Origin of the sequence: Streptomyces piniterrae (assembly GCF_005048155.1) — a bacterium.
In the GTDB taxonomy this organism is placed as follows: domain Bacteria; phylum Actinomycetota; class Actinomycetes; order Streptomycetales; family Streptomycetaceae; genus Streptomyces; species Streptomyces piniterrae.
The window spans coordinates 177,234-200,046 of record NZ_SUMB01000011.1 but is presented as its reverse complement, the minus strand read 5'-3'; the positions used below and the strand labels follow the sequence as shown (position 1 = coordinate 200,046).

Sequence of the window (22,813 nt, the reverse complement as noted above, 5' to 3'; positions counted from 1 at the left end):
GCGCACGGGGGACGGGCATGCTTCGGCCGGCAGAGGCAGGGCACGCCGGCGCAGCGCGCGCCAACGGAAGGGGTTCCATGGAAATCCGTGACCTCACGGCATTCATCGGGTCCGAGATCGCCGGGGTGACGTACGAGGATCTACAGCGGCCGGAGATCTTCGGCCTGGTGCACGATGCCCTGAACCGGCGTGAGTTGATCGTGGTGCGGGGGCTCGACATCACCCCGGAGCAGCAGATCGCCCTCGCGCGCAAGATCGGCGAGCCGGTGCCGTTCCACAACCCCCGGTACCGGCACCCCAGGTACCCCGAGATTCTCGTTTCCTCCAACGTCGTCAAGGCCGACAAGCCCATCGGCCTTGCCCGCGTGGGGAACTACTGGCATCAGGACGGGTCCTTCCTGAAGGACCCCGAGGCCTACACCTTCCTGCACGGCGTCGATGTTCCGCAGACCAGCGGACACACCCTGTTCGCCAACGCCTGCGACGTCTACGACCGGCTGCCGGACAAGTGGAAATCCACCATCGACGGGCGGACCGCAGTACACACCAACGCAAAACGTGTCCGTGTCACGGAGAAACACGTGGGGCTGTCGGTTGCCGAACTGCGCGCCGTGGTCGAGGCCGATGCCCACTTCACCGAGCACCCTCTCGTACGGCGCGACGCTTTCACCGGGCGGTCGTATGTGTACGGCACGCCGGAGCGCCTGCACTCCGTGACCGGTCTCGACGCCCATGGCAAGGAGGCGTATTTCGCGCAGCTCGACGGGCTGATCCAGGACCCGGAGCACATCTACACCCACCGTTGGACGCCCCTGGATCTGGTGGTCTGGAAGTCGGCGACCACCTTTCACGCGGCCACCGCCGTCGAGCCCGGACATCACCGCACCGTGCATCGCGTCAGCATCGCCGCGCGGTAGCGTCGGTTTCCCGGTAATGCGGCGAGAAAATGCGGCCCGTGATGATGTCCGGTAATTCCCGGCGCCGTAATGATGGTCGGCGTTGTTTCGACCTATTCAGTGCCTGCTGCCCCAGTAATGCGCATTGTCGAATACCCGTTGCCCGTCACGCGCCGCCCCGGCCGCCGTCCGCGCCCCGGCTCCGTTGTCAGTGGGTCCTGCCACGATGGCCGTATGACAGAGACCACGCAGATCGAGGCCGGGTGTGACATCGCCACGCTGATCAATGTCTTCACCGTGGCGCCGGAGCGCCAGGCGGAGTTGGTGGCGATGCTGACCAGGGCGACCGAGGAGACGATGAAGGGGCGGCCGGGGTTCATCTCGGCGAATATCCATGCCGGCGCGGATGGCGAGCGGGTCGTCAATTACGCGCAGTGGGAGAGCGAGGAGCACTTCCGGGCGATGCTCGCCGACCCGGTGGCGCGCGAGCATATGACGCAGGCCGCCGGGATCGCGGAGAGCTTTGATCCGCGGCTGTTCTCGGTGGAGTCGGTGCACCACGTGTAGGGAGCCCGTGCGGCACGTCCGGGGCGGTTCGTGTGTCACGTCAGGGGGAGTCCATACGGGGGGTTTCTCGGGTTTACGGAGCAGCGGCGGACGCTGCCGGAGTGCGAGGCGTCCGCGTATGCGCTCTCATGTCGCCTAAGTGTGGCTAAAGACCTGAGGAGGCACCCCATGCGTGGAGCCACGTGCGCGAAGTGGGCCGTAGGCGCCGTCGCCATCGCCCTCGCCGCCACGGCCTGTGGAGGCGGCGGCGATGGTGACAGTGCCGGGGTGGTCAGTGCCTCCTGGGGGGATCCGCAGAATCCGCTGGAACCGGCGAACACCAATGAGGTCCAGGGCGGCAAGGTCCTCGAAATGCTGTTCCGGGGACTCAAGCGGTACAACCCGAAGACCGCCGCCGCGGAGAACGTCATCGCGGACAAGATCGAGACAAAGGACTCGCAGAACTACACCGTCACGCTGAAGGACGGCTGGACCTTCAGCAACGGGGAGAAGGTCACCTCGAAGTCGTTTGTGGACGCCTGGAATTACGGCGCGCTGCTGGACAACAAGCAGAAGAACGCGTCGTTCTTCCAGTACATCGACGGATTCGAAAAGGTGCACCCGGAGCAGGGCACACCGACCGCCAAGGCGATGTCCGGGCTGGTTGTGAAGGACGACAAGACCTTTACCGTCAAGCTGAACCAGAAATTCTCCAGCTGGCCCGACACGCTGGGCTACTCCGCCTTCATGCCGTTGCCGCAGGCGTTCTTCACCGACCATGCCGCATGGGTGGAGAAGCCGGTCGGGAACGGGCCGTACACCGTGGACACCTACGAAAAGGGCAACGTCCTGAAGATGCGGAAGTGGGACAAGTACCCGGGCGACGACGGAGCCAAGAACGGCGGTATCGACCTGCGGGTCTACACCGACAACAACACGGCGTACACCGACCTCCAGGCGGGCAATCTCGATCTCGTCGACGATGTGCCGGCGTCACAGCTGAAGAACGTGAAGGCGGACCTTGGCGACCGGTACATCAACCAGCCGGCCGGCATCATTCAGACCATCACCTTCCCCATGTACAACCCGAGATGGGGCACCGGCAAGGAAAAGGTGCGCCAGGGCATCTCCATGGCGATCAACCGCGACGAGATCACCAAGGAGATCTTCCAGAAGACGCGGACGCCGGCCACGGACTGGACCTCACCCGTCCTCAAGACGGACGGCGGATACAAGGAGGGGCTGTGCGGCGACGCGTGTGAATTCAATCCGGGCAAGGCCAAGCAGCTGATCAAGGAGGGCGGTGGTCTTCCCGGCGGAAAGATGACCATCGCCTACAACGCCGACACCGGCTCGCACAAGGACTGGATCGACGCGATCTGCAACAGCATCAACAACTCGCTCGGCAACGACAACGCGTGCGTCGGCGCCCCGGTCGGCACCTTCGCGGACTTCCGCAACAAGATCACGGCGAAACAGATGACCGGACCGTTCCGCGCCGGCTGGCAGATGGACTACCCGCTCATCCAGAACTTCCTGCAACCCCTCTACTACACCGGCGCCTCCTCCAACGACGGCAAGTTCAGCGACGCAAAATTCGACAAACTCGTCGACGAGGCGAACGCCGAAACGGACATCAGCAAGGCCGTCTCCACCTTCCAGGACGCGGAGAAGATCCTCGCCACCCAGATGCCCGCCATTCCGCTGTGGTACCAGAACGGCAGCGGCGGCTATTCCGACCGGATCAGCAATGTGACGCTGAACCCGTTCAGCGTGCCCGTCTACAACGAGATCACCGTCAGCTGAGCCGTCGTCCCACAGAACCCGGAGCCCCTCATGGGACGCTATGTGATCCGGCGGCTGCTCCAGATGATCCCGGTGTTCATCGGCAGCACGTTCCTGATCTTCTTCATGGTGTACGCACTGGGTGACCCGGTCGCCGCGCTGTTCGGCGACAAGGCACCCGACCCGGCCACCGTCCAGCGGATCCGCCGCGACCTCTATCTCGATCAGCCGCTGTGGAAGCAGTATCTGCACTACATGGGGCAGATCTTCCAGGGGAATTTCGGCACCGCCTTCAACGGCCAGCCGGTCACCGAACTGATGGCATCGGCCTTTCCCATCACGCTGCGGCTCACCCTCGTCGCCATCGTCATCGAAATGATCGTGGGCATCGTGCTCGGGGTGTTCAGCGGACTGCGCCGGGGCCGGAGCGTGGACACCTCGGTGCTCGTCTTCACCCTCGTCGTGGTGTCCATCCCGACGTTCGTCAGCGGCTATCTGCTGCAGTTCCTGTTCGGCGTGCAATGGAACTGGGTCAAGCCGAGCGTCTCCTCGGAGGCACCGCTCGACGAACTCCTGCTGCCGGGCGTCGCGTTGGCGCTGGTCTCCCTCGCCTATGTGACCCGGCTGACCAGGACCTCCATCGCCGAGAACGCCCGAGCCGACTACGTCCGTACGGCCATCGCGAAAGGCCTCCCGAGACATCGCGTCATCACCCGACATCTGCTGCGCAATTCCCTGATCCCCGTCGTCACCTTCATCGGCACCGATATCGGCGCACTGATGGGCGGCGCCATCGTCACCGAACGGATCTTCAATATCCACGGCGTCGGATTCCAGCTCTACCAGGGAATCCTCCGGCAGAACTCACCGACCGTGGTGGGCTTTGTGACGATCCTGGTCCTGATCTTCCTCGTCGCCAATCTCCTCGTCGACCTTCTCTACGCCGTCCTCGACCCGAGGATCCGCTATGCCTGAGTCGTACGTACCCAAAGAAGCCATCACCCACGGCGACGGCGGCACCGCCGCGCTGGCCATCGGCGAGGCCGAGTCGCTGGAACGCCCCCCGGGGGCCGGCCCGCCCAGCGCCCCACCCACCGGCAAACCACGCGGCCTGTGGAGCGACGCCTGGCACGATCTGCGCCGCAACCCGGTCTTCGTGATCTCCGGGCTGGTCATCATCTTCCTGGCCATCATCGCGATCTGGCCGCAGCTGATCGCCACCGGCAACCCCTACCGGGCGGACCTGGCCAAGGCACAGGCCGGCGCCGAGCCCGGCCACCCCTTCGGCTTCGACACCCAGGGCCGCGACGTCTACACCCGGGTCGTCTACGGCGCCCGCGCCTCCATCACCGTCGGCACCTGCGCGACCGCGGGCGCCGCCCTCCTGGGCAGCCTCCTCGGGGCGCTCGCCGGCTTCTACGGCGGCTGGGGGGACAACCTCCTCTCCCGCACCGCCGACATCTTCTTCGGCATCCCGGTGATCCTCGGCGGCCTGGTCTTCCTCTCCGTCATCACCAGCTCCACGGTCTGGCCGGTGGTCGGCTTCATCGTGCTGCTCGGCTGGCCGCAGGTCGCCCGTATCGCACGCGGCTCCGTCGTCACCGCCAAACAGAACGACTACGTACAGGCGGCGCGGGCGCTGGGCGCCGGCAACCGGCGGATGCTGCTGCGGCATATCGCACCGAACGCCATCGCGCCCGTCATCGTCGTCGCCACCATCGCACTGGGCACCTACATCGCGCTGGAGGCGACGCTCTCCTACCTCGGCGCCGGTCTCAAGCCGCCCACCGTCTCCTGGGGCATCGACATCTCCGCGGCGTCCACCTACATCCGCAACGCCCCGCACATGCTGCTGTGGCCCGCGGGAGCGCTGAGCATCACGGTGCTGGCGTTCATCATGCTCGGCGACGCGGTGCGCGACGCCCTCGATCCCAAATTGCGCTGAGGAGCGGGGAGATGACGCAGAACGACCACCAGCCGCGGACCGACGAGGCAGCACCGCCCACCGCCGGCCGGCCCGGTCTCCTCGACGTACGCGACCTACGGGTCGAGTTCCGCACCCGGGACGGCATCGCCCAGGCCGTCAACGGCGTCGACCTCGCCGTGACCGCCGGCCAGACGCTGGCGGTGCTGGGGGAGTCCGGCTCCGGCAAGTCCGTCACCGCCCAGGCCGTCATGGGCATCCTCGACTCGCCGCCGGGCTTCGTCACCGGCGGCGAAATCCTCTTCCAGGGGCGCGATCTGCTCAAACTCGGCAAAGAGGAACGCCGCAAGGTCCGCGGCGCCAAGATGGCGATGATCTTCCAGGACGCGCTGTCCTCGCTGAACCCGGTGCTCAGCGTCGGCGCACAGCTCGGCGAGATGTACACCGTCCACGAGGGCCTGTCACGCAAGGCCGCCCGCGGCAAGGCGGTGGAGCTGATGCAGCGGGTCGGCATCCCCGCCGCCGAAGCGCGGGTGAGCGACTATCCGCACCAGTTCTCCGGCGGCATGCGCCAGCGCATCATGATCGCGATGGCGCTGGCCCTGGAGCCCGACCTGATCATCGCGGACGAGCCGACCACCGCCCTCGACGTCACCGTCCAGGCCCAGGTCATGGACCTCCTCGCGGAACTCCAGCGGGAGTTCACCATGGGACTGATCCTGATCACCCACGACCTGGGGGTGGTCGCCGACGTCGCCGACACCATCGCCGTGATGTACGCCGGCCGGATCGTCGAGACCTCCCCCGTCCACCAGCTCTACAAGGCGCCCGCCCACCCGTACACCCGCGGACTGCTCGACTCCATCCCCCGGGTGGACCTCAAGGGCCAGCAGCTGTACGCGATCAAGGGCCTGCCGCCCAACCTGACCGCCATTCCGCCCGGCTGCCCCTTCAACCCGCGCTGCCCGCTGGCCCGCGACATCTGCCGCACCGACCTCCCACCGCTCTACGAGGTGGCACCCGGCCGGGCCAGCGCATGCCACTTCTGGAAGGAGACGCTCGATGGAGCGCGGTGAGGGCGCAGCACGCAAGGCCGGCGAGCCGATCCTGGAGATCCGTGACCTCGTCAAGCACTACCCGCTCACCCAGGGCATCGTCTTCCGCAAGCAGATCGGCGCGGTCAAGGCCGTCGACGGGGTCTCCTTCGACCTGCACAAGGGCGAAACGCTCGGCATCGTCGGCGAATCGGGCTGCGGGAAGTCGACGGTCGCGAAGATGCTGGTCGGCCTGGAACAGCCGACGTCCGGTCAGATCCTCTACCAGGGCGAGGACATCACCAGGCTGTCAGGCCGCGCCCTGAAAGCCGTACGCCGCAACATCCAGATGGTGTTCCAGGACCCCTACACCTCCCTGAACCCGCGGATGACGGTCGGCGACATCGTCGGCGAGCCGTATGAGATCCACCCCGAGGTGGCCCCCAAGGGAGAGCGCCGGAAGAAGGTGCAGGATCTCCTGGACGTCGTAGGGCTCAACCCCGAGTACATCAACCGCTACCCGCACCAGTTCTCCGGCGGCCAGCGCCAGCGCATCGGCATCGCCCGCGGCCTCGCACTGCGCCCGGAGATCATCGTCGCGGACGAGCCGGTCTCCGCGCTCGACGTCTCCGTCCAGGCGCAGGTCGTCAATCTGCTGGAGCAGCTCCAGGACGAGTTCGACCTGTCGTACGTCTTCATCGCGCACGATCTGTCCGTCGTACGCCATATCTCCGACCGGGTCGCGGTGATGTACCTCGGGCGGCTCGCCGAGATCGGCACCGATGCGCAGATCTACGAGCACCCCACCCACCCGTACACGCAGGCGCTGTTGTCCGCCGTGCCGGTGCCCGATCCGGAGGCCCGTGACCGGCGCGGACGCATCCTGCTGGCCGGTGACGTCCCCTCGCCCGCCGATCCGCCGTCCGGCTGCCGCTTCCGTACGCGCTGCTGGAAGGCGCAGGCGTTGTGCGCGGAGGTGGTCCCGCCGCTGGAGGTGCCGGAGAGGTTCCGCGACAGCGAGGGCCCGGAGAGGCACGATTCGGCCTGCCATTTCGCGGCGGAGCGGGACGCGGTGGGGAGTGAGCAGGATGAGCGAGGGGGGTGTCCGGCCTGACGGGCCGGACACCCCCCTCGCTACCCCTAGGGGTTGTTCGAACAGATCCCCTAGGGGATGCGAGGCCCCCCTGCGGGGCCACAACGCGGGGGCACCGGGCGGTATTCCCGGTGCCCCGGTACTCGCCGTGTCCCGGTGACGGGCACTCACAGCGACTTGCCGCCTACACGCGTCAGAGCTTCTTGCCGTCCTCGGACGCCGCTTCGCCGCCCTCCGCCGCCGCCAGTGCCGGGTCGAGGACGATGTCCTCGCTCCGGGCCGCGGTCGTCGGCTCCTCCGGGAAGTGGCAGGCGGTGAGGTGGCCCGCCCTGTTGCCGGTGACCTGGACGAGCGGCGGCTCCTCCGTCGCGCACTTCTCCTGCGCCTTCCAGCAGCGGGTACGGAACCGGCAGCCGGACGGCGGGTTGACGGGGGAGGGGACGTCACCGGCGAGGCGGATCCGCTCGCGCCCCTCCTCGTCGGACTCCACCAGCCGGGCCTCGGGCACCGCCGACAGCAGCGCGTGGGTGTACGGGTGGCGCGGCCGGCCGTAGATGTCGTCGCGCTCGCCCACCTCGACGATCTTGCCGAGGTACATCACCGCGACGCGCTGGCTGAAGTGCCGCACGATCGCCAGGTCGTGCGCGATGAACAGGAACGCGATGCCCAGCTCCCGCTGGAGCTCCTGGAGCAGATTGACGACCTGGGCCTGGATGGAGACGTCGAGCGCCGAGACCGGCTCGTCCGCGACGATCAGCTTCGGCTCCAGGGCGAGCGCGCGGGCCACCCCGATGCGCTGCCGCTGGCCGCCGGAGAACTCGTGCGGAAAGCGGTTGTAGTGCTCCGGGGTGAGGCCCACCGTCTCCAGCAGCTCGCGGACCCGCTTCTCGCGGCCACCGGGCGGGTTGATCCCGTTGATCTCCATCGGGCCGCCGATGATCGTGCCGACCGTCTGCCGCGGGTTCAGCGACGAGTACGGGTCCTGGAAGATCATCTGGATCTCGGAGCGCACCGGCGCGAGCTGCTTGCGGTTCGCGTGGGTGATGTCCTGGCCCTGGTACGTGATGGTGCCGGAGGTCGGGTCCATCAGCCGGGTCAGCAGCCGTCCGGTCGTGGACTTGCCGCAGCCCGACTCGCCGACCAGACCGAAGGTCTCGCCGGCGTGCACGGTCAGATCGATGCCGTCGACCGCCTGCACCGCGCCGACCTTCCGCTTGATCGGAAAGCCCGCGTGGATGGGGAAGTGCTTGGTCAGCTTCTCGGCGACCAGCAGCGGTTCGCCGGGCGTGGCCCCCTTGCCTGCGGGGGCGGCGTCGCGGGGCTGGGGGAGAGTGACGTTGTCCGTTGCGTTCATGAGGTCTGTCGCTCCCTAGCCCAGCCGCGGCTTGATCTGCTCGGTGAAGAAGGTCTGCTTCTGCTCGGCGCTCAGATGGCAGGCGGAGCCGCGCCCGGCGGGCAGCGGCGGCCGCTCGTCCTGGCAGCGGGTACCGCCGACCTCGCTCACAAAGGCGCAGCGGGCGTGGAACGGGCAGCCGGACGGCGGGTCGAGCAGGCTCGGCGGGGAGCCGGGGATCGGCACCAGCGGCTCGTCGACGCTCGCCGAAAGACGCGGCATCGAGCCCAACAGGCCCCAGGCGTAGGGGTGTTGGGGCTGGGTGAGGATGTCCTTGACGGAGCCGCGCTCGACGGCCCGGCCGGCGTACATCACCAGCAGTTCGTCGGCGGTGTTGGCGACCACACCGAGGTCGTGCGTGATCAGGATGATCGCGGAGCCGAACTCCTGCTGGAGGTCCTTGAGCAGGTCCAGGATCTGCGCCTGGACGGTGACGTCGAGGGCGGTGGTCGGCTCGTCGGCGATCAGCAGCTCGGGGTTGCAGATCAGCGCCATCGCGATCATCGCGCGCTGGCGCATACCGCCGGAGAACTGGTGCGGGTAGTCGTCCACCCGCAGGTTGGGCTGCGGGATGCCGACCTTGGTCAGCATCTCGATCGCGCGCAGCCGGCCCTCGCGCTTGCTGGCGCCGGTGTGCTTGATGAACGGCTCGGCGATCTGGCGGCCCACGGTGTAGTACGGCGACAGGGCCGTCAGCGGGTCCTGGAAGATCATCGCCATCTTGTTGCCGCGGAGCTTCTCCAGGGTCCGCTCCTTGGCCCCGGTCAACTCCTGGCCGTCCAGCTGGATTTCGCCGCTGATGGAGGTGGACTTGGGGTTGTGCAGACCCAGGACGGCGAGGTTGGTCACGGACTTGCCGGAGCCCGACTCGCCGACGATGCCGAGCGTCCGGCCGCGCTCCAGGTCGAAGGAGAGGCCGTCCACCGCCTTGACGATGCCGTCCTCGGTGGAGAACCGCACATGCAGGTCGCGAACGGAGAGAAAGGCGTCCGAGCCGGTCGGGGCCGGCGCACCCTCGGGTTTGGTGAGTGTGGTCACTGGTGGCTCCCTAGGACAGACGCACGCGCGGGTCGATGAACGCGTAGCAGGCGTCCACAAGGATGTTGAAGAGGATGATGAAGGCCGCCGCGAAGAGCATCACGCCCATGACCGTCGGCAGGTCGGTGTTGAGCACCGACTGCATTGACAGGGTGCCCAGGCCCGGTAGCGCGAACGTCACCTCGGTGATCATGGCGCCGCCGAAGAGCGTGCCCAGGTCGATACCGAAGATGGTGACGATGGGAATCAGCGAGCCGCGCCAGGCGTAGCGGAAGAAGACCGTACGGGCCGACATGCCCTTGGCTCGTGCCGTACGGACGTGTTCCTCCTGGAGCTGCTCGATCATCGCGGAGCGCGCCATACGGGTGTACTGCGCGGTGAAGATGATGGACAGCACACACCAGGGGATCAGCAGGCCCATGAACCAGCCCGCCGGATCTTCCGTGATGGGCACGTATTTCGGCTGCCCCAGCAGATTGGTGTTGTAGACGAGCAGCGCCAGAACGATCGGGCCGACGAAATAGATCTGCATGGAACTCAGCACCAGCGAGGCGGAGCTGAAGATCTTGTCGATGAGCGTGCCCTGCTTCCAGGCGGCGACCATTCCGGTGGCCAGACCGACCAGCAGGAACACCGCGGCGCCGCCGATGGTCAGCGACAGGGTGATCGGGAAGCGGTCGACGATGGTGTTCCAGACGGCGTCGCCGGTGGCGAAGGAATAGCCGAAGCAGGGTGCCGGGCAGGGCCCTTGCGCGAAATCACGACCGGTGAGGATGCCGGACATGAAGTTCCAGTACTGGACCGGAACGGGTTCGTCCAGGCCCAGGTTCTTGTGAATGATCGCGAGGGCGTCGGGGCCGCAGTTCCTTCCGCAGGCCAGCAGCGCGGGGTCCCTTGGGGCGGCGAAGAAGAGGAAGAACGTGAATGCGCTGATGAGCAGCAGAATCACGATCGCGCCGAGAGACCGGCGGAAGAGGAATCGAAGCATGGCAGATCGCAGCTCTCGTGGGGCAGCGGAATTGTGGGGGAATTGACCGGCGCCGGTGTGCCCGTCCTATGGGGCGGGCACACCGAGCGCCTGGGTAACCGGTAAGGGTGCGCGGTTACTTCTTGACGTACAGCTTGGTCGGGTCGACGGAGCTGATGATGTCGTTGTTCACGACGCCACCGACCTTCGAACCGTGCAGCTGGATCTGCTTGTAGTAGAAGGTCGGGATCTGCGGCAGGTCCTCCTTGAGGATCTTCTCACCGAGCTTGAACCACTCGTCCGCGGCCTTCTTCTGGTCCGTCAGCTGCTCGATCCGGTCGATTTCCTTGTTGGTCTCCGGGTTGTTGTACAGCGAGTAGTTCGTGCCGCCGTCCTGGATCTGGCGGCCGTCGTACACCGGCGGGAGGACCGTCAGCGAGCTGGGCCAGTCCGCACCCCACGCAGAGGGGTAGATGTCGAACTTGTTGTCCGTCTTGCCGATGATGTCGTAGTAGGTGTCCGGCGGCAGTTCCTTGCTCTGGACGTCGAAGCCGGCCTTCTTGAGGTTGTCCACCACCGCGACCGAGTACTTCGAGGGCTCGGGCGCCGTGTTGTGGGCGTAGGTCAGCTTCATGCCGGTCTTGCCGGCTTCCTTCAGCAGCTTCTTGGCCTTGTCTATGTCGCCCAGCGGCTTCTTGAGCTTGCCGTAGGGGTCGATCTCCTTGAAGCCGGTCAGCGTCGGGCTGATGTAGCTGCCCGCCAGCTCACCGCCGCCCGGGGTGCCGTAGGCGTCGAGCACGGCCTGCGTCGGCAGCGCGTAGGCGATGGCCTCGCGGACCTTCTTGTCCTTCAGGCGGCGCATGTTGAAGTTCATCACGCCGACGTAGGGCTGGTAACCGGACGTCGAACGCTTCTTGACCTTCGGGTCGTTGGCGACCCCCGCCATGCTGGGCGCGTCGACCTGGTTGTTGAAGCTGATCGCCGTCTGGTTGTCCTCGTTGTCGGCCATCAGACGCTGGGTGGAGTCCGGGAACGACACGCTGAACTGGATGTCGAACTTGTCGACGTACTGGTGCCGCGAGATGTCGGTCTTCGGGTCCCAGTTGGTGTTCTTGACCAGCGTGATGCCCTTGCCGTTCTTGAACGAGCCGGGCTGGATCTTGTACGGGCCCGAGGAGACCGGGGCCTTGTCGTACTTCTCCTTGGTGTCCTTGCTCTTCTCGACCGCGCCGTAGCCCGCCATGGCGAGCGCGTACGGCAGGTCGGCGACCGGCTTCTTGAAGTGGAAGACGATGGTCTTGTCGTCCGGCGTGTCCAGGACGTCCTTGGGCAGGTGCTTCCCGCCGTACGGGCCGCCCTTGAGGAGCTTGCGGTAGTCCGTCGAGTCGGCCAGCCAGCGCTGGAGGTACGTCGGGCCGCTGGAGATGAAGTCGGCGAAGGTCCGCTCGACGGTGTGCCGGATGTCGTCCGAGGTGATCGGCTTGCCGTCCTCGAACTTGATGCCGTCCTTGAGCTTGTACGTCCACGTCTTGCCGCCGTCGGACTTCTGGCCGCTGTCCGTGGCGAGGTCACCGACGACGGTGTACTTGCCGTCGTTGTCCAGGTGGTACGAGGTCAGCCGGCGGAACAGCAGCGTCGAGACGGTGCCCTGGTCGGACACGTAGATCTGCGCCGGGTCCAGGTGGGCGTAGGTGTCGCGCTGGTAGACCTTGATGGTGCCGCCGGTGGTGGCACCGGGCACCGCCTCGGCCGGGCCCTTGGAGGCCGCCGCGTCACCGAAGGTGATCTGCGCGCGTTGCTTCTCGGCGTTCTTGCGGGCGTCGTCGTCGGACGCGCCCTGGCTCGCGCCGCTGCTGCACCCGGTGAGGGCGAGCGCCCCCGCCGTGAGGGCCACTATCGCGACATGCGCTCTGCGTTTACGGACATTGCTCATGGTTGTGGAAGCACCTGCCTGTCGTTGATCCGATGCTGCTGCCTGACTGATGCGGTGCTGGGGTGGCAGCACCCCCCGGTGGAACGGCGTCATCGAGCCCGCTTCGGGTCGAAGGCGTCCCGGACCGAATCCCCCAGCAGGTTGAAGGCGACGATGAAGAGCACCATCGCGACGCCGGGGAAGAACAAGTACGTGATGTCGTTCCGGTAGTAGTCGGCCGCGTTGGCGAACATCCGGCCCCAGTCCGGGGTGGGTTCGACCAGGCCGACGCCCAGGAAGGAGAGACCCGCGATGGAGGTCACGAAGTTCGGCAGCATGTAGGTCGTCTGGACCAGGATCGGCGTCATCACGTTCGGCACCAGTTCGCGCCGGATGATCCGCCACGGGGACGCCCCGCTGACCTTCGCCGCCTCGACGAACTCCCGCTCGCGCAGCGACAGCACCTGGCCGCGCAGCAGACGGGCCAGGCTCATCCAGCCCAGGAACCACATCACGAGGATGATGATCACGGCGCGCAGCCAGGGCGGCATCTCGTCCTCGGGCGCGACGAGAATGGCGGCCACGACCGGCACGAACGCCACGTAGAAGAGCTGATTGGGGAAAGCCATCAGCAGGTCGATGAAACGGCCGACGAAGTAGTCGATACGGCCGCCGAAATAGCCCGCAGCTACGCCCAGCACGATCGCGGTGAGTACCGAAACGATGGTGATGGCGACGGCCAGGCCGAGCGTATTGCGGATGCCGTAGAGCAGCTGCATGAACACATCGCGGCCCAGGCCCGGCTCGATTCCGAACCAGAAGTCGCTGGAAATGCCGCCGTTGGGCTGTGCCGGGTACTGGTTGATCAGCAGGCCCGGGGTGTTCTGCCCGTAACGGGTGTAGGGATCCTTGCCGTAGATCTTGGAGATGACCGGCGCGAACAGTCCGATCGCGAAGAAGAACAGCACGACGCAGGCACTGATGACGCCGGTGCGGTCGCGCTTGAAACGCGCCCACATGAGCTGGCCGGGCGAACGGCCGGTAAGAGCGCTGGTCTTGCGCTTTTTCTTCGAGTTCAGACCATCGGGGACAAGACCTGGGGTGTCGGTCTCAGTCACCGCGGCCTGGGATGGACTAGTCATCGCGAAGTGCCCCCGCGCCGAGTTCTCTTGGAACATGAAGCGGCGCCGGTCTGCACCGCTGGATGAGCGGACTTTCGCAAGTGATTTACGGCCGAGTCAAGGGGATCGGGAGAGCCGGTGTGCAGGTCGTCCGCTTCTTGAGCGAAGATTGCGCAGATTGACGCATGGGCGTGCTTGACATGGACGCGAGATGTACGGCATGGGGGACATATCGCTACCAACTTCTTTAACATGAAGGCAACTTCAGTGTCGCAACTCCGATATACGGACGCGCCATGCTTCAGAACGTACGGCCGTGCGGGTGCCGTAGACCGGCCGGGGACGCCTCGCGGCGCCCCGGCCGGTCGCTGTTTTGTCTCGTTTGCCCCGTCCGCTGCGCTTCGCCCGCGCCGGCCTCGCGCCCGACGGCCCCGCGCGACGGCAACATCCGGCAATCGCGACAAACCCCCACGGCGGGACCAGGGCCTGTCCGATGGGTCAGGGTCGGAAAGGCCCTAGTCGCGAACCGTGGGGGCCGAGTCGGCTCAGGTCGAGCGCAGCGCCCGCTTGAGGAAGTCGACCTGGAGCAGCAGCAGGTTCTCGGCCACCTGCTCCTGCGGCGTCATATGGGTCACCCCGGACAGCGGCAGCACCTCGTGCGGACGGCCCGCCGCGAGGAGCGCCGACGACAGCCGCAGCGCATGCGCCACCACCACGTTGTCATCGGCCAGACCGTGCACGATCAGCATCGGACGGTGCTGTTCCGCCGCCCCCGACAGCCCTTCGTCCGTGATCAGCGAGTTGGCGGCGTAGACCTCCGGCTCCTCGTCCGGATGGCCGAGATACCGCTCCTGGTAATGGGTGTCGTACAGCCGCAGATCGGTGACCGGGGCGCCCACCACGGCCGCGTGGAAGACATCCGGCCGGCGCAGCGCCGCCAGCCCCGCGAGGTAGCCGCCGAAGGACCAGCCGCGGATGGCCACCCGCTCCAGGTCCAGCGGGAAGGAACCGGCCAGCGCCTGGAGGGCGTGCACCTGGTCCGCCAGGACGACCTCCGCCAGCTGCCGGGACACCGCCTTCTCCCACCCGGGGGAGCGGCCCGGGGTGCCCCGGCCGTCCGCCACGATCACCGCGAAGCCCTGGTCGGCGAACCACTGCGAGGTGAGGTGGGCGTTGTGCGCGGCGACCACCCGCTGGCCGTGCGGCCCGCCGTACGGATCCATCAGCACCGGCAGCGGACCGTCCCCCTCCGCATAGCCGGCGGGCAGCAGCACCGCACAAGGGATCTCCCGCTCGCCCGCGAGCACCAGCCGCGGCCGGGCCGTGAGCACCGGCTCCTCGGCGTACGAACCGATCGCCGCGAGGGTCTTCTCGCCGCCGTCCGCACCCAGCCGCACCACCTCCACCTGCGCACCGGGCCGCTCCAGCGACGCCTGGGAGAGCACGACCAGATCTCCGCCGCGCACCGCGGAGGACACCGTCGGGTACGGGCGGTCGCCCACCCGCTCCCAGCCGCCCTGGTCGCCGCTGCCGCGGAACCAGGCGCGGTAGACGCCGACGTCGTGCATCTCGGTGCCGCTCGCGGAGAACAGGACATCGTCCTCGCCGATGTCCAGCACCGCCCGTACGTGCAGCGGCGCCGCGGTCAGCGGCCGGTCGCCGACGAACAGCTTGCGCGCCCCGCCCTCGTCCGCGATCCGCACCAGCCGGCCGTCCGGCGTCCAGGCCGGCACCCCGGGGAACGGCTCGACCCAGGCCTCGTCCTCCTCCTCGTGCACCGTACGGGTCGTGCCGGTCCGGACGTCGACCGTCAGATAGCGCTGGTCGCGCTGGTCGCGGGACTGGACGAGAAGCAGCGGCGGACCGGCCGCCGACCAGTGGACACGGGCGAGATAGGGATAGCGCCCGGTGTCCCAGGTGACGTCGGTCCGCGACCCGTCCAGGCCGAACAGGGCAAGCGTGACACCGGCGTTGGGGGTGCCGGCCGCCGGATAGCGGATCTGGGCGGGCTCGCGGTCCGGATGGGCGGGGTCGGAGATCCACCAACGCCGCACCGGCGACTCGTCGACCCGCGCGGCCAGCACCCGGTCACTGTCCGGCGACCACCAGAAGCCCCGGTAACGGCCCATCTCCTCGGCCGCGATGAACTCCGCGAGGCCCCAGGTGACATCGGGGCCCTCGGGCTCCGCGAGCACCCGGTCCGCGCCCCCGCCCGCGGTGCCGTCGCCCGCGGCGTCCGCCGTGTTGGTGCCGTCCACCGGGACCACCCGCAGCCGGCCCTGCGCCACAAAGGCGATATGCCGGCCGTCGGGGGACGGCCGCGGGTCCACCACCGGCCCCTGGACGGGCAGTTCACGTGTGGTGCCGGCCCGCAGCTCGGAGACGAACAGTCGGCCGGAGAGGGTGAAAGCCGCCAACTCGATGGCGGTGTCCACCGCGTAGCCGACGATGCCGGCCGAGCCCTCACGGGTACGCTCGCGGCGGGCCCGCTCCTCGGGCGGAAGCTCTTCGTCCGCGCCCGCGAGCAGGGCCCGCGGATCGGCGGCCGCGAACTCCCGTCCCTCGGCGAGGTCGAGGACCCACAACTGCTGGGTGCGATCGGTCCCCGTGAGGGAGCGGAGGAAGACGACGCGCGCGCCGTCCGGGGAAATGGCGTAGCCGCGCGGAGCGCCCAGCGTGAAGCGCTGTGTACGGGCGTGTTGCCGGGGAAAGGGAAGCTGTCCGGTCATATGGCCGAGACTACGGGTGCAGAGGCTCACGTGGTCGCGCTCGCGAACGGCGCGTGCGCCCCCACTCTGCTCCCGTGCACCGACATATGCGCGCGGACGGAAAGTTATGATCCCTTGCGCGTCGTGAGTACGGGGTAAAGAGCCCTTGGCATACGCCGGTGCGCAGTCCCTCCCGTAGGACGACGCACCGTCAACTCTGTCCGGTCCGTGTGTACTTGGAGGTGAGCCGCCGTGGCACTCTCAATTTCGGCGGTGGTGCTGCTGGCGATCATCGTCTTCTTGCTCGTCAAGAAGTCCGGGCTGAAGGCAGCGCATGCACTTGTCTGCATGCTGCTGGGCTTCTACCTGGCCAGCTCGACCATCGCGCCGACCGTCAAGACACTGACGACGAACGTCGCCAGCATGATCGGGGGCATCAAGTTCTGACCCGCCGGCCCGCCGAGCCGTCCGTTCTCTCGCGTCACTCCCGTCGCGTCCAGGCCGCCGCTCCCCGGTCCCCCGATCGGGCGTGTGCGCGGCCACCGGGATCGCCTGCTGAAGACCGGGCGGGCGGCTCGTAGGCTGTTCGCATGACCCTGCTTCCCGCCCGCCGTCTGCTGCTGGTGCACGCGCACCCGGACGACGAGTCGATCAACAACGGCGTCACCATGGCCAGGTACGCGGCCGAGGGCGCCCTGGTCACCCTGGTGACCTGCACGCTCGGCGAGGAGGGCGAAGTCATCCCGGCCGACCTCGCCCATCTCGCCCCGGACCGCGACGACACCCTGGGCCCGCACCGGGTCGGCGAGCTGGCCGCCGCGATGCGGGCGCTGGGCGTCACCGACCACCGCTTCCTCGGCGGAGCCGGCCGCTACCGGGACTCCGGGATGATGGGCGCCCCCCAGAACGACCGGCCGAACGCCTTCTGGCAGGCCGACCTCGACGAGGCCGCCGCCCATCTCGTGGCCGTCATCAGAGAGGTCAGGCCGCAGGTTCTGGTCACCTATGACCCGAACGGCGGATACGGCCACCCCGATCACATCCAGGCGCACCGCGTCGCCATGCGGGCCGCTGAGCTCGCCGCGCAGGCCGGATTCCGGCCGGATCTGGGCCCCGCGTACGCGATCGGGAAGATCTACTGGAACTGCAACCCCCGCTCCGACGTCGAGGACGGCCTGGCGCGGCTGCACGCGGCCGGCCACGCCTTCCCCGGGATCGCCTCGGCCGACGACGTACCGGGCGTGGTGCCGGACGCCGACGTCACGGCGACGATCACCGGGAGCGAGGCGTACACGGCCGCCAAGACCGAGGCGATGCGCGCCCACTACACCCAGATCGTCGTCGACGGGCCGTTCTTCGCGCTCTCCAACGACTTGGGCCAGCCGCTGTTCCGTACCGAGCACTATCAACTGGTGCACGGCTTCTCGGGCGCCGCGGAAGGGGCCCGGGAGGACGATCTCTTCGCGGGGGTCGACGGAACGGCGACCCGGGAGCACGGCGCCCGGATCGAGGAGGTGGCGGAATGAGTGCGGCAAAGGGCGGCTCCGGCGGCGGCCGGCGGTCGCGGGCGGGCTCCGGCGGGGCGTCCGGCGCGCGGCCGGGAGTCGGCGGCGCGGCCGCGGCGGCCGGCCCCGCCTCGGGCCTGAGCGCGCCGTTGACGCTCGGCCGCATCGGCATGTACGTGCTGCTGCTGGTCGCGGGCGTGCTGGTCGCACTCGCCGGGACGCTCGTCCAAGGGGCCTGGTCCCCGGGCGGGTTGCTGCTCGCACTGGCCGGAACCGGCGGCCTCTTCTACGGCGGAGTCACCGCGACCCGCACCGCGGCCGGCGTCCTGGTACCCGGCGCGGCCTGGCTGGTGACCGTGTTTCTACTGGTCAGCGATGCCCGGCCGGAAGGCGACTTCCTCTTCCCCGCGGCTCTCGGCTCGTACCTCTTCCTGTGCGGCGGCATCGTGGTAGGTGTGATCTGCGCCACCGTCGCCCAGATGCGTGCTACGGGCGCGACGCGCGGCCGAGTTGGCGGATGACATGGTTCATACCAGGACGGATGCCGCACGGAAACCGCAGTCCAGGGGGTTCGCCCGTGCCAGCGGTGTTCGTACGCTCTTCAGGTGCCCGTCGGCGGCGGACAGTATGGTGGTGCGCGCCGCCGCGCCGCCCTGGGGGCACCTCACGGGCTGAGGCCCGGGATCATCTCTGACGAGCGGCGGAGCCAACCGGGAGAACCTGCTTTGAGTCGTGAATCTGACAGTTCGTCCTCCGGCCTTCAGGGCCGTGGCGGTGCCGCGTACCCGTCGGGGACGCAGCCGTACGGCTCGCCCAGGGGAGACGGCGACGAGGCGCTGGCCTCCGGTGCGAAGCCGGAGGAGCAGAAGACCGAGACCACGCTGACCACACGGATCAAGATCAACATTCCGGGGTCGCGACCCATCCCGCCGGTCGTCGTGCGCAAGCCCGTCGGTGAGGAGTCCGGCATGAACGCATCGGCCGCATCCGCCGGTTCCGCCGGTTCCCGGGGCACCCCCCGCACCACCCGGGGAGCCGAGCGGAACGCGGAGCGCACCGGCAACACCCCGCGGCCCGACGCGGCGCCGGACGACGCGACGTCCGGCGGGCCGGGCGAGAAGGCCAGCGACTGGTTCGCACCCCGCAAGCCGCAGGCCGGCCCCGCCGGCCCGTCGTCGTCGACCACCGGCTCCCACGCCGCACCGCCCGCCCCCGGCGGGCCGTCCCCGGCGCCCCGCGGCCCCTCCGGCGCCAAGCCCCCACAGCGCCCCGACCTGCCGTACTTCTCGGACACCCCGGCCCCGCAGAGCGGCGGCTCCCCGTACGACAGCGGCACGCCACAGGACGGCGGCGCCCGCCCGGGCGGCGGCGCAGGCTCGCCCTACGAGGGCGGCGACCCGCTGGGCGACCCCCTGAGCGACCCACTGACCGGCCCGCTGGGCGCCTCCCCCTTCGAGACGTCTCCGGGCGGCTCACCGTTCGACACCCCCCGCGGCGGCTCGCCCTTCGACGGGCCCACCCGTGAGCCCAGCCCCTTCGACGCACCCCGGGCCGGGGGCGGCACGGGCGGCCCCAGCGGCCCCACCACCGGCCCCGCACGCGGCGACAGCGCACTCAACCTCCCGCCCGGCTTCAGCGACCCAGGACCCGGCACCGGCGGCACACCCCAGCTGCCCGACGACACCGCAGAGCTCACCCCGCAGCCGCCCGCGCCCCCGCTGGCGGGCCCGGGCAGCGGCCTCGGCGTCACCGGCGGCATCTCCGGCGGACTGCCCGGCAGCATGGCGAACGGCCCCAAGAGCCCCGCGGCCGGCGCCCCCGGTGAGCGCGGCGGCACACCCGACGGGGTGAGCGGCGCGCCCCGCGGGTCCGGTTCCCGCGGCCGGGTCTCCGGCGACACCCTGGTCAGCGGCATCCCGACGACCCCCGGGGCGGACGGCCCCTCCACCCCCTCCCCGTTCCCGCCCGGCAAGCCCGCCGGCGGCGACAGCGCCACCCCGCCCCGCCCTAAGATCCCCGAGCCGATCAACCCGCCCAAGAAGGGCCGCAACAAGATCGTCCTCGTGGGCGTCGGACTCGTCGCGGTGGCCGGCCTCGCCTACGGCGCCGGCCTGGTGCTCGACCACGCCGACGTGCCCAACGGCACCACCGCACTCGGCGTGGACATCGGCGGCACCAGCAAGGAAGAGGCCGTCGACAAGCTGGAGACGGCCCTCAAGGACCGTCGTACGGCGCCGCTCAAGCTCACCGTCGACGGCAAATCCGTGACCCTCCAGCCCGCCAAGGCCGGCCTGGACGTCGACGTCCAGGCCACCGTCCGCGACGCGGCCGGCCGGGACTACAACCCGGTCTCCGTCATCGGCTCCCTGTTCGGCGGAACCCGCACCGCCGAACCGAAGATGATCACCGACAACGAGAAGCTGGGGGCCGCACTGCAGAACCTGGCGGGACCCGCGGCCGCGGCCAAGGACGGCGGAATCACCTTCGCGAACGGCAAAGCCGTGCCGCACTACGGCACGCCGTACAAGTCGATCGACGTCCAGGCATCCAAGGCCAAGGTCCACCAGGCCTACCTCGACCGGGCCACCACCGGGACCGACAACCCCGTCGTGCTGGCCGCCAGCACCCAGCAGCCGAAGGTCAGCAAGGCCGCGGTGGACAAGGCGCTCAAGCAGTACGCGCGACCCGCGATGTCCGGCCTGGTGACGGTCCGTACGGACGCCGGGCACACGGTCTCCTTCAGCCCGCAGAAGTCCATCCCCAAGTTCCTGTCCTTCACCATCAAGAACGGTGAACTCGTGCCGTTCTACGACCTGCCGGCCCTGGAACAGCTCTACGGCGACACCTTCAACGGCGTCACCCTCACCAAGGGCGACGGCTCCAAGAAGCCGGTCAGCGTCAAGGAGGTGGCGAGCGCGGTGGGCAAGGCACTGCTCGGCCGCTCGCCCGCCGAGCGGATCCAGACCATCGGCGCGGACGGCTGACGGCTGACGGCCGCACAACCGCAACACCGCAGGCACCGGCAAAACCGCAGGTAGAGGCCCCCTGGGCGATTCCTCAGGGAATCCCCCTAGGGGGCCTCACCCATGACATCTGTCACCGCAGGTTGCGTACAGCTGACACTGCCGGGCAGCCCGCGGAACCGTGAAGCTGAACGCATGACGACGACAGCCACCACCACAACCACCGCCGCACACCGCGCCGGCCCGGCACCCGTGGTCAGCTTCCAGCGGGTCAGCAAGAGTTACGGCGCGGTGCGCGCGGTGGCCGAGCTGCACCTGGAGCTGTATCCGGGCGAAACCGTCGCCCTCCTCGGGCCGAACGGCGCCGGCAAGTCCTCCACCCTCGACCTGCTCCTCGGACTGCGCCACCCCGACGCCGGCGCCGTGACCCTCTTCGGCACCACCCCGCAGCGCGCCATAGCGCAGGGCAAGGTCGGCGCGATGCTGCAGAGCGGCGGCCTGATGGAAGGCGTCAAGGTCAGAGAGCTCGTCAAACTCGCCCGCGATCTTCACCCCCGCGGCTACCCCCTCGACCAGATCCTGGCCACCGCCGGCATCACCGACCTCGCCGAGCGCATGGTCGACAAACTCTCCGGCGGCCAGGAACAACGCGTCCGGTTCGCCCTCGCCACCGCCGGCGCCAACGATCTGATCGTCCTCGACGAGCCGACCACCGGCATGGACGTCTCGTCCCGGCAGACCTTCTGGGGCGCGATGCGCAAGCAGGCACAGCAGGGCCGTACCGTCCTGTTCGCCACGCACTACCTCGAAGAGGCCGACGAGATCGCCGACCGCGTGATCGTGCTGCACCGCGGCCGGGTGCTCGCCGACGGCACCGCCGCCGAAATCAAGGCCAGAGCCGGAGCCCGCCGGGTCACCTTCGACCTCGACGAGCCGATGGACCGCACCGCGCTGAGCGGCCTGCCGTTTCTGACCTCCCTGACCGTGTCCGACAACGGCTCCGCCGCGGGCTCCGGCCGCCGTACGGTCCGCATCCAGACCCAGGACGCCGACGCCACGGTGCACGCCCTCTACGGCCTCGGCTGCTACCCGCACAACCTCGAAGTCTCCGGCCTCGGCCTGGAGGCAGCCTTCATCGCCCTCACCACCGCGTCCGACACGACCCCCGCCACCGCCCAGGAGACGGCCCGATGACCACCCTGATCAAGCTGGAGATCATCCGCGCGCTGCGCAACAAGAAGTTCATGTTCTTCTCGGTGATCTATCCGCCGGTCCTCTATCTGCTCATCGCGGGCGGCGCGGACCGCAAGCCCATCCCCGGCATGCGGCTCGACATGGGCCTCTACTTCATGGTCACCATGGCAGCATTCGGTGCCATGACCGCCGTCCTGCTGGGCAACAGCGAGCGCATAGCCAAAGAGCGCGAGAAGGGCTGGGTACGGCAGCTGCGGCTGACCGCCCTGCCCGGCCGGGGCTATGTCGCCGCCAAGATCGCCGCCGCCGCGACCGTCAGCCTCCCGTCGATCCTGCTGGTCATGATCGTCGCCGCGGCCGTCAAGGACGTCCGACTGGAAGCCTGGCAATGGATCGCCATAGCCGCCGGCACCTGGCTCGGCAGCTTCACCTTCGCCGCCCTGGGCGTCGCCATCGGCTACCTGGCCACCGGCGACGCGGTCCGCCCGATCTCCATGCTCGTCTACTTCGGCCTGGCGTTCCTCGGCGGCCTGTGGATGCCCATGACGATCCTGCCCCAGTGGGTGCAGAACATCGCGGAATGGCTGCCGACACACGCCTACGCGGCCCTCGGCACCGCCGTCGAGGCCGGCGGCGCGCCGCACGCCAAGGACATCGCGATCCTGGCCGGCTACCTGCTGCTGTTCGCCGGCGCCGCGGCCTGGCTGTACCGCAAGGACACCCGGAAGGCGTGA

General features: G+C 68.7%; 19 protein-coding genes. 13 read left to right on the top strand and 6 right to left on the bottom strand.

What is annotated here, in order from left to right; translation table 11 throughout:
• The first annotated feature begins 77 nt into the window (after window positions 1-77).
• From FCH28_RS28530 to FCH28_RS28500, 7 genes are all read left to right on the top strand, one after another.
• Window positions 78-917, top strand: a complete 840-nt coding sequence (locus FCH28_RS28530; protein WP_136743038.1) for a TauD/TfdA dioxygenase family protein — start codon at window positions 78-80, stop codon at window positions 915-917.
• 213 nt (window positions 918-1,130) lie between these two features.
• Entirely contained in the window at window positions 1,131-1,463 is a 333-nt protein-coding gene (locus FCH28_RS28525; RefSeq protein ID WP_136743037.1) for an antibiotic biosynthesis monooxygenase family protein, read from the top strand.
• Window positions 1,464-1,631: 168 nt separating this feature from the next.
• Window positions 1,632-3,248 (top strand): peptide ABC transporter substrate-binding protein, encoded by a 1,617-nt coding sequence (locus tag FCH28_RS28520; RefSeq protein ID WP_136743036.1) that lies wholly within the window; start codon window positions 1,632-1,634, stop codon window positions 3,246-3,248.
• Between the two features lie 30 nt (window positions 3,249-3,278).
• On the top strand, window positions 3,279-4,202 hold the full coding sequence (locus FCH28_RS28515; RefSeq protein WP_136743035.1) for an ABC transporter permease: 924 nt from the start codon (window positions 3,279-3,281) through the stop codon (window positions 4,200-4,202).
• Window positions 4,195-5,172, top strand: coding sequence for an ABC transporter permease (locus FCH28_RS28510; protein WP_136743034.1), 978 nt, complete (start codon window positions 4,195-4,197; stop codon window positions 5,170-5,172). Before FCH28_RS28515 ends, FCH28_RS28510 begins: the two co-directional genes overlap by 8 nt.
• Before the next feature lie 11 nt (window positions 5,173-5,183).
• Window positions 5,184-6,227 (top strand): ABC transporter ATP-binding protein, encoded by a 1,044-nt coding sequence (locus FCH28_RS28505; protein WP_136743033.1) that lies wholly within the window; start codon window positions 5,184-5,186, stop codon window positions 6,225-6,227.
• On the top strand, window positions 6,214-7,299 hold the full coding sequence (locus FCH28_RS28500; RefSeq protein WP_136743032.1) for an ABC transporter ATP-binding protein: 1,086 nt from the start codon (window positions 6,214-6,216) through the stop codon (window positions 7,297-7,299). The genes FCH28_RS28505 and FCH28_RS28500 overlap by 14 nt, the downstream gene beginning before the upstream one ends.
• A 172-nt stretch (window positions 7,300-7,471) precedes the next feature.
• Here FCH28_RS28500 and FCH28_RS28495 read toward each other — a convergent pair whose 3' ends face one another.
• The 6 genes from FCH28_RS28495 to FCH28_RS28470 all read right to left on the bottom strand — a co-directional run bounded on the left by FCH28_RS28495 (window position 7,472) and on the right by FCH28_RS28470 (window position 16,438).
• Window positions 7,472-8,632, bottom strand: coding sequence for an ABC transporter ATP-binding protein (locus FCH28_RS28495; RefSeq protein WP_136743031.1), 1,161 nt, complete (start codon window positions 8,630-8,632; stop codon window positions 7,472-7,474).
• Window positions 8,633-8,647: 15 nt separating this feature from the next.
• On the bottom strand, window positions 8,648-9,709 hold the full coding sequence (locus tag FCH28_RS28490) for an ABC transporter ATP-binding protein (RefSeq protein WP_136743030.1): 1,062 nt from the start codon (window positions 9,707-9,709) through the stop codon (window positions 8,648-8,650).
• A gap of 10 nt (window positions 9,710-9,719) precedes the next feature.
• Window positions 9,720-10,697, bottom strand: a complete 978-nt coding sequence (locus FCH28_RS28485; protein WP_136743029.1) for an ABC transporter permease — start codon at window positions 10,695-10,697, stop codon at window positions 9,720-9,722.
• A 115-nt stretch (window positions 10,698-10,812) separates the two neighbouring features.
• Entirely contained in the window at window positions 10,813-12,609 is a 1,797-nt protein-coding gene (locus FCH28_RS28480; protein ID WP_136743028.1) for an ABC transporter substrate-binding protein, read from the bottom strand.
• An 89-nt stretch (window positions 12,610-12,698) separates the two neighbouring features.
• On the bottom strand, window positions 12,699-13,730 hold the full coding sequence (locus FCH28_RS28475; RefSeq protein WP_136743166.1) for an ABC transporter permease: 1,032 nt from the start codon (window positions 13,728-13,730) through the stop codon (window positions 12,699-12,701).
• 524 nt (window positions 13,731-14,254) lie between these two features.
• Window positions 14,255-16,438: a S9 family peptidase gene (locus tag FCH28_RS28470; protein WP_136743027.1), complete on the bottom strand. Its 2,184-nt coding sequence runs from the start codon at window positions 16,436-16,438 to the stop codon at window positions 14,255-14,257.
• A 231-nt stretch (window positions 16,439-16,669) separates the two neighbouring features.
• On the opposite strand from FCH28_RS28470, the gene FCH28_RS28465 reads away from it, so the two are divergent.
• The 6 genes from FCH28_RS28465 to FCH28_RS28435 all read left to right on the top strand — a co-directional run bounded on the left by FCH28_RS28465 (window position 16,670) and on the right by FCH28_RS28435 (window position 22,813).
• Complete coding sequence (locus tag FCH28_RS28465; RefSeq protein WP_136743026.1) at window positions 16,670-16,864, top strand: hypothetical protein; 195 nt, start codon at window positions 16,670-16,672, stop codon at window positions 16,862-16,864.
• Window positions 16,865-17,007: 143 nt separating this feature from the next.
• Window positions 17,008-17,943 (top strand): N-acetyl-1-D-myo-inositol-2-amino-2-deoxy-alpha-D-glucopyranoside deacetylase, encoded by a 936-nt coding sequence (mshB, locus tag FCH28_RS28460; protein WP_136743025.1) that lies wholly within the window; start codon window positions 17,008-17,010, stop codon window positions 17,941-17,943.
• Window positions 17,940-18,443, top strand: a complete 504-nt coding sequence (locus FCH28_RS28455; protein WP_136743024.1) for a DUF6113 family protein — start codon at window positions 17,940-17,942, stop codon at window positions 18,441-18,443. The genes mshB and FCH28_RS28455 overlap by 4 nt, the downstream gene beginning before the upstream one ends.
• 204 nt (window positions 18,444-18,647) lie before the next feature.
• A complete protein-coding gene (locus FCH28_RS28445) occupies window positions 18,648-20,906 on the top strand; it encodes a hypothetical protein (RefSeq protein WP_246103295.1) in 2,259 nt (752 codons plus the stop codon).
• Between the two features lie 174 nt (window positions 20,907-21,080).
• On the top strand, window positions 21,081-22,079 hold the full coding sequence (locus FCH28_RS28440) for an ABC transporter ATP-binding protein (RefSeq protein WP_136743021.1): 999 nt from the start codon (window positions 21,081-21,083) through the stop codon (window positions 22,077-22,079).
• Window positions 22,076-22,813: an ABC transporter permease gene (locus tag FCH28_RS28435; protein ID WP_136743020.1), complete on the top strand. Its 738-nt coding sequence runs from the start codon at window positions 22,076-22,078 to the stop codon at window positions 22,811-22,813. The genes FCH28_RS28440 and FCH28_RS28435 overlap by 4 nt, the downstream gene beginning before the upstream one ends.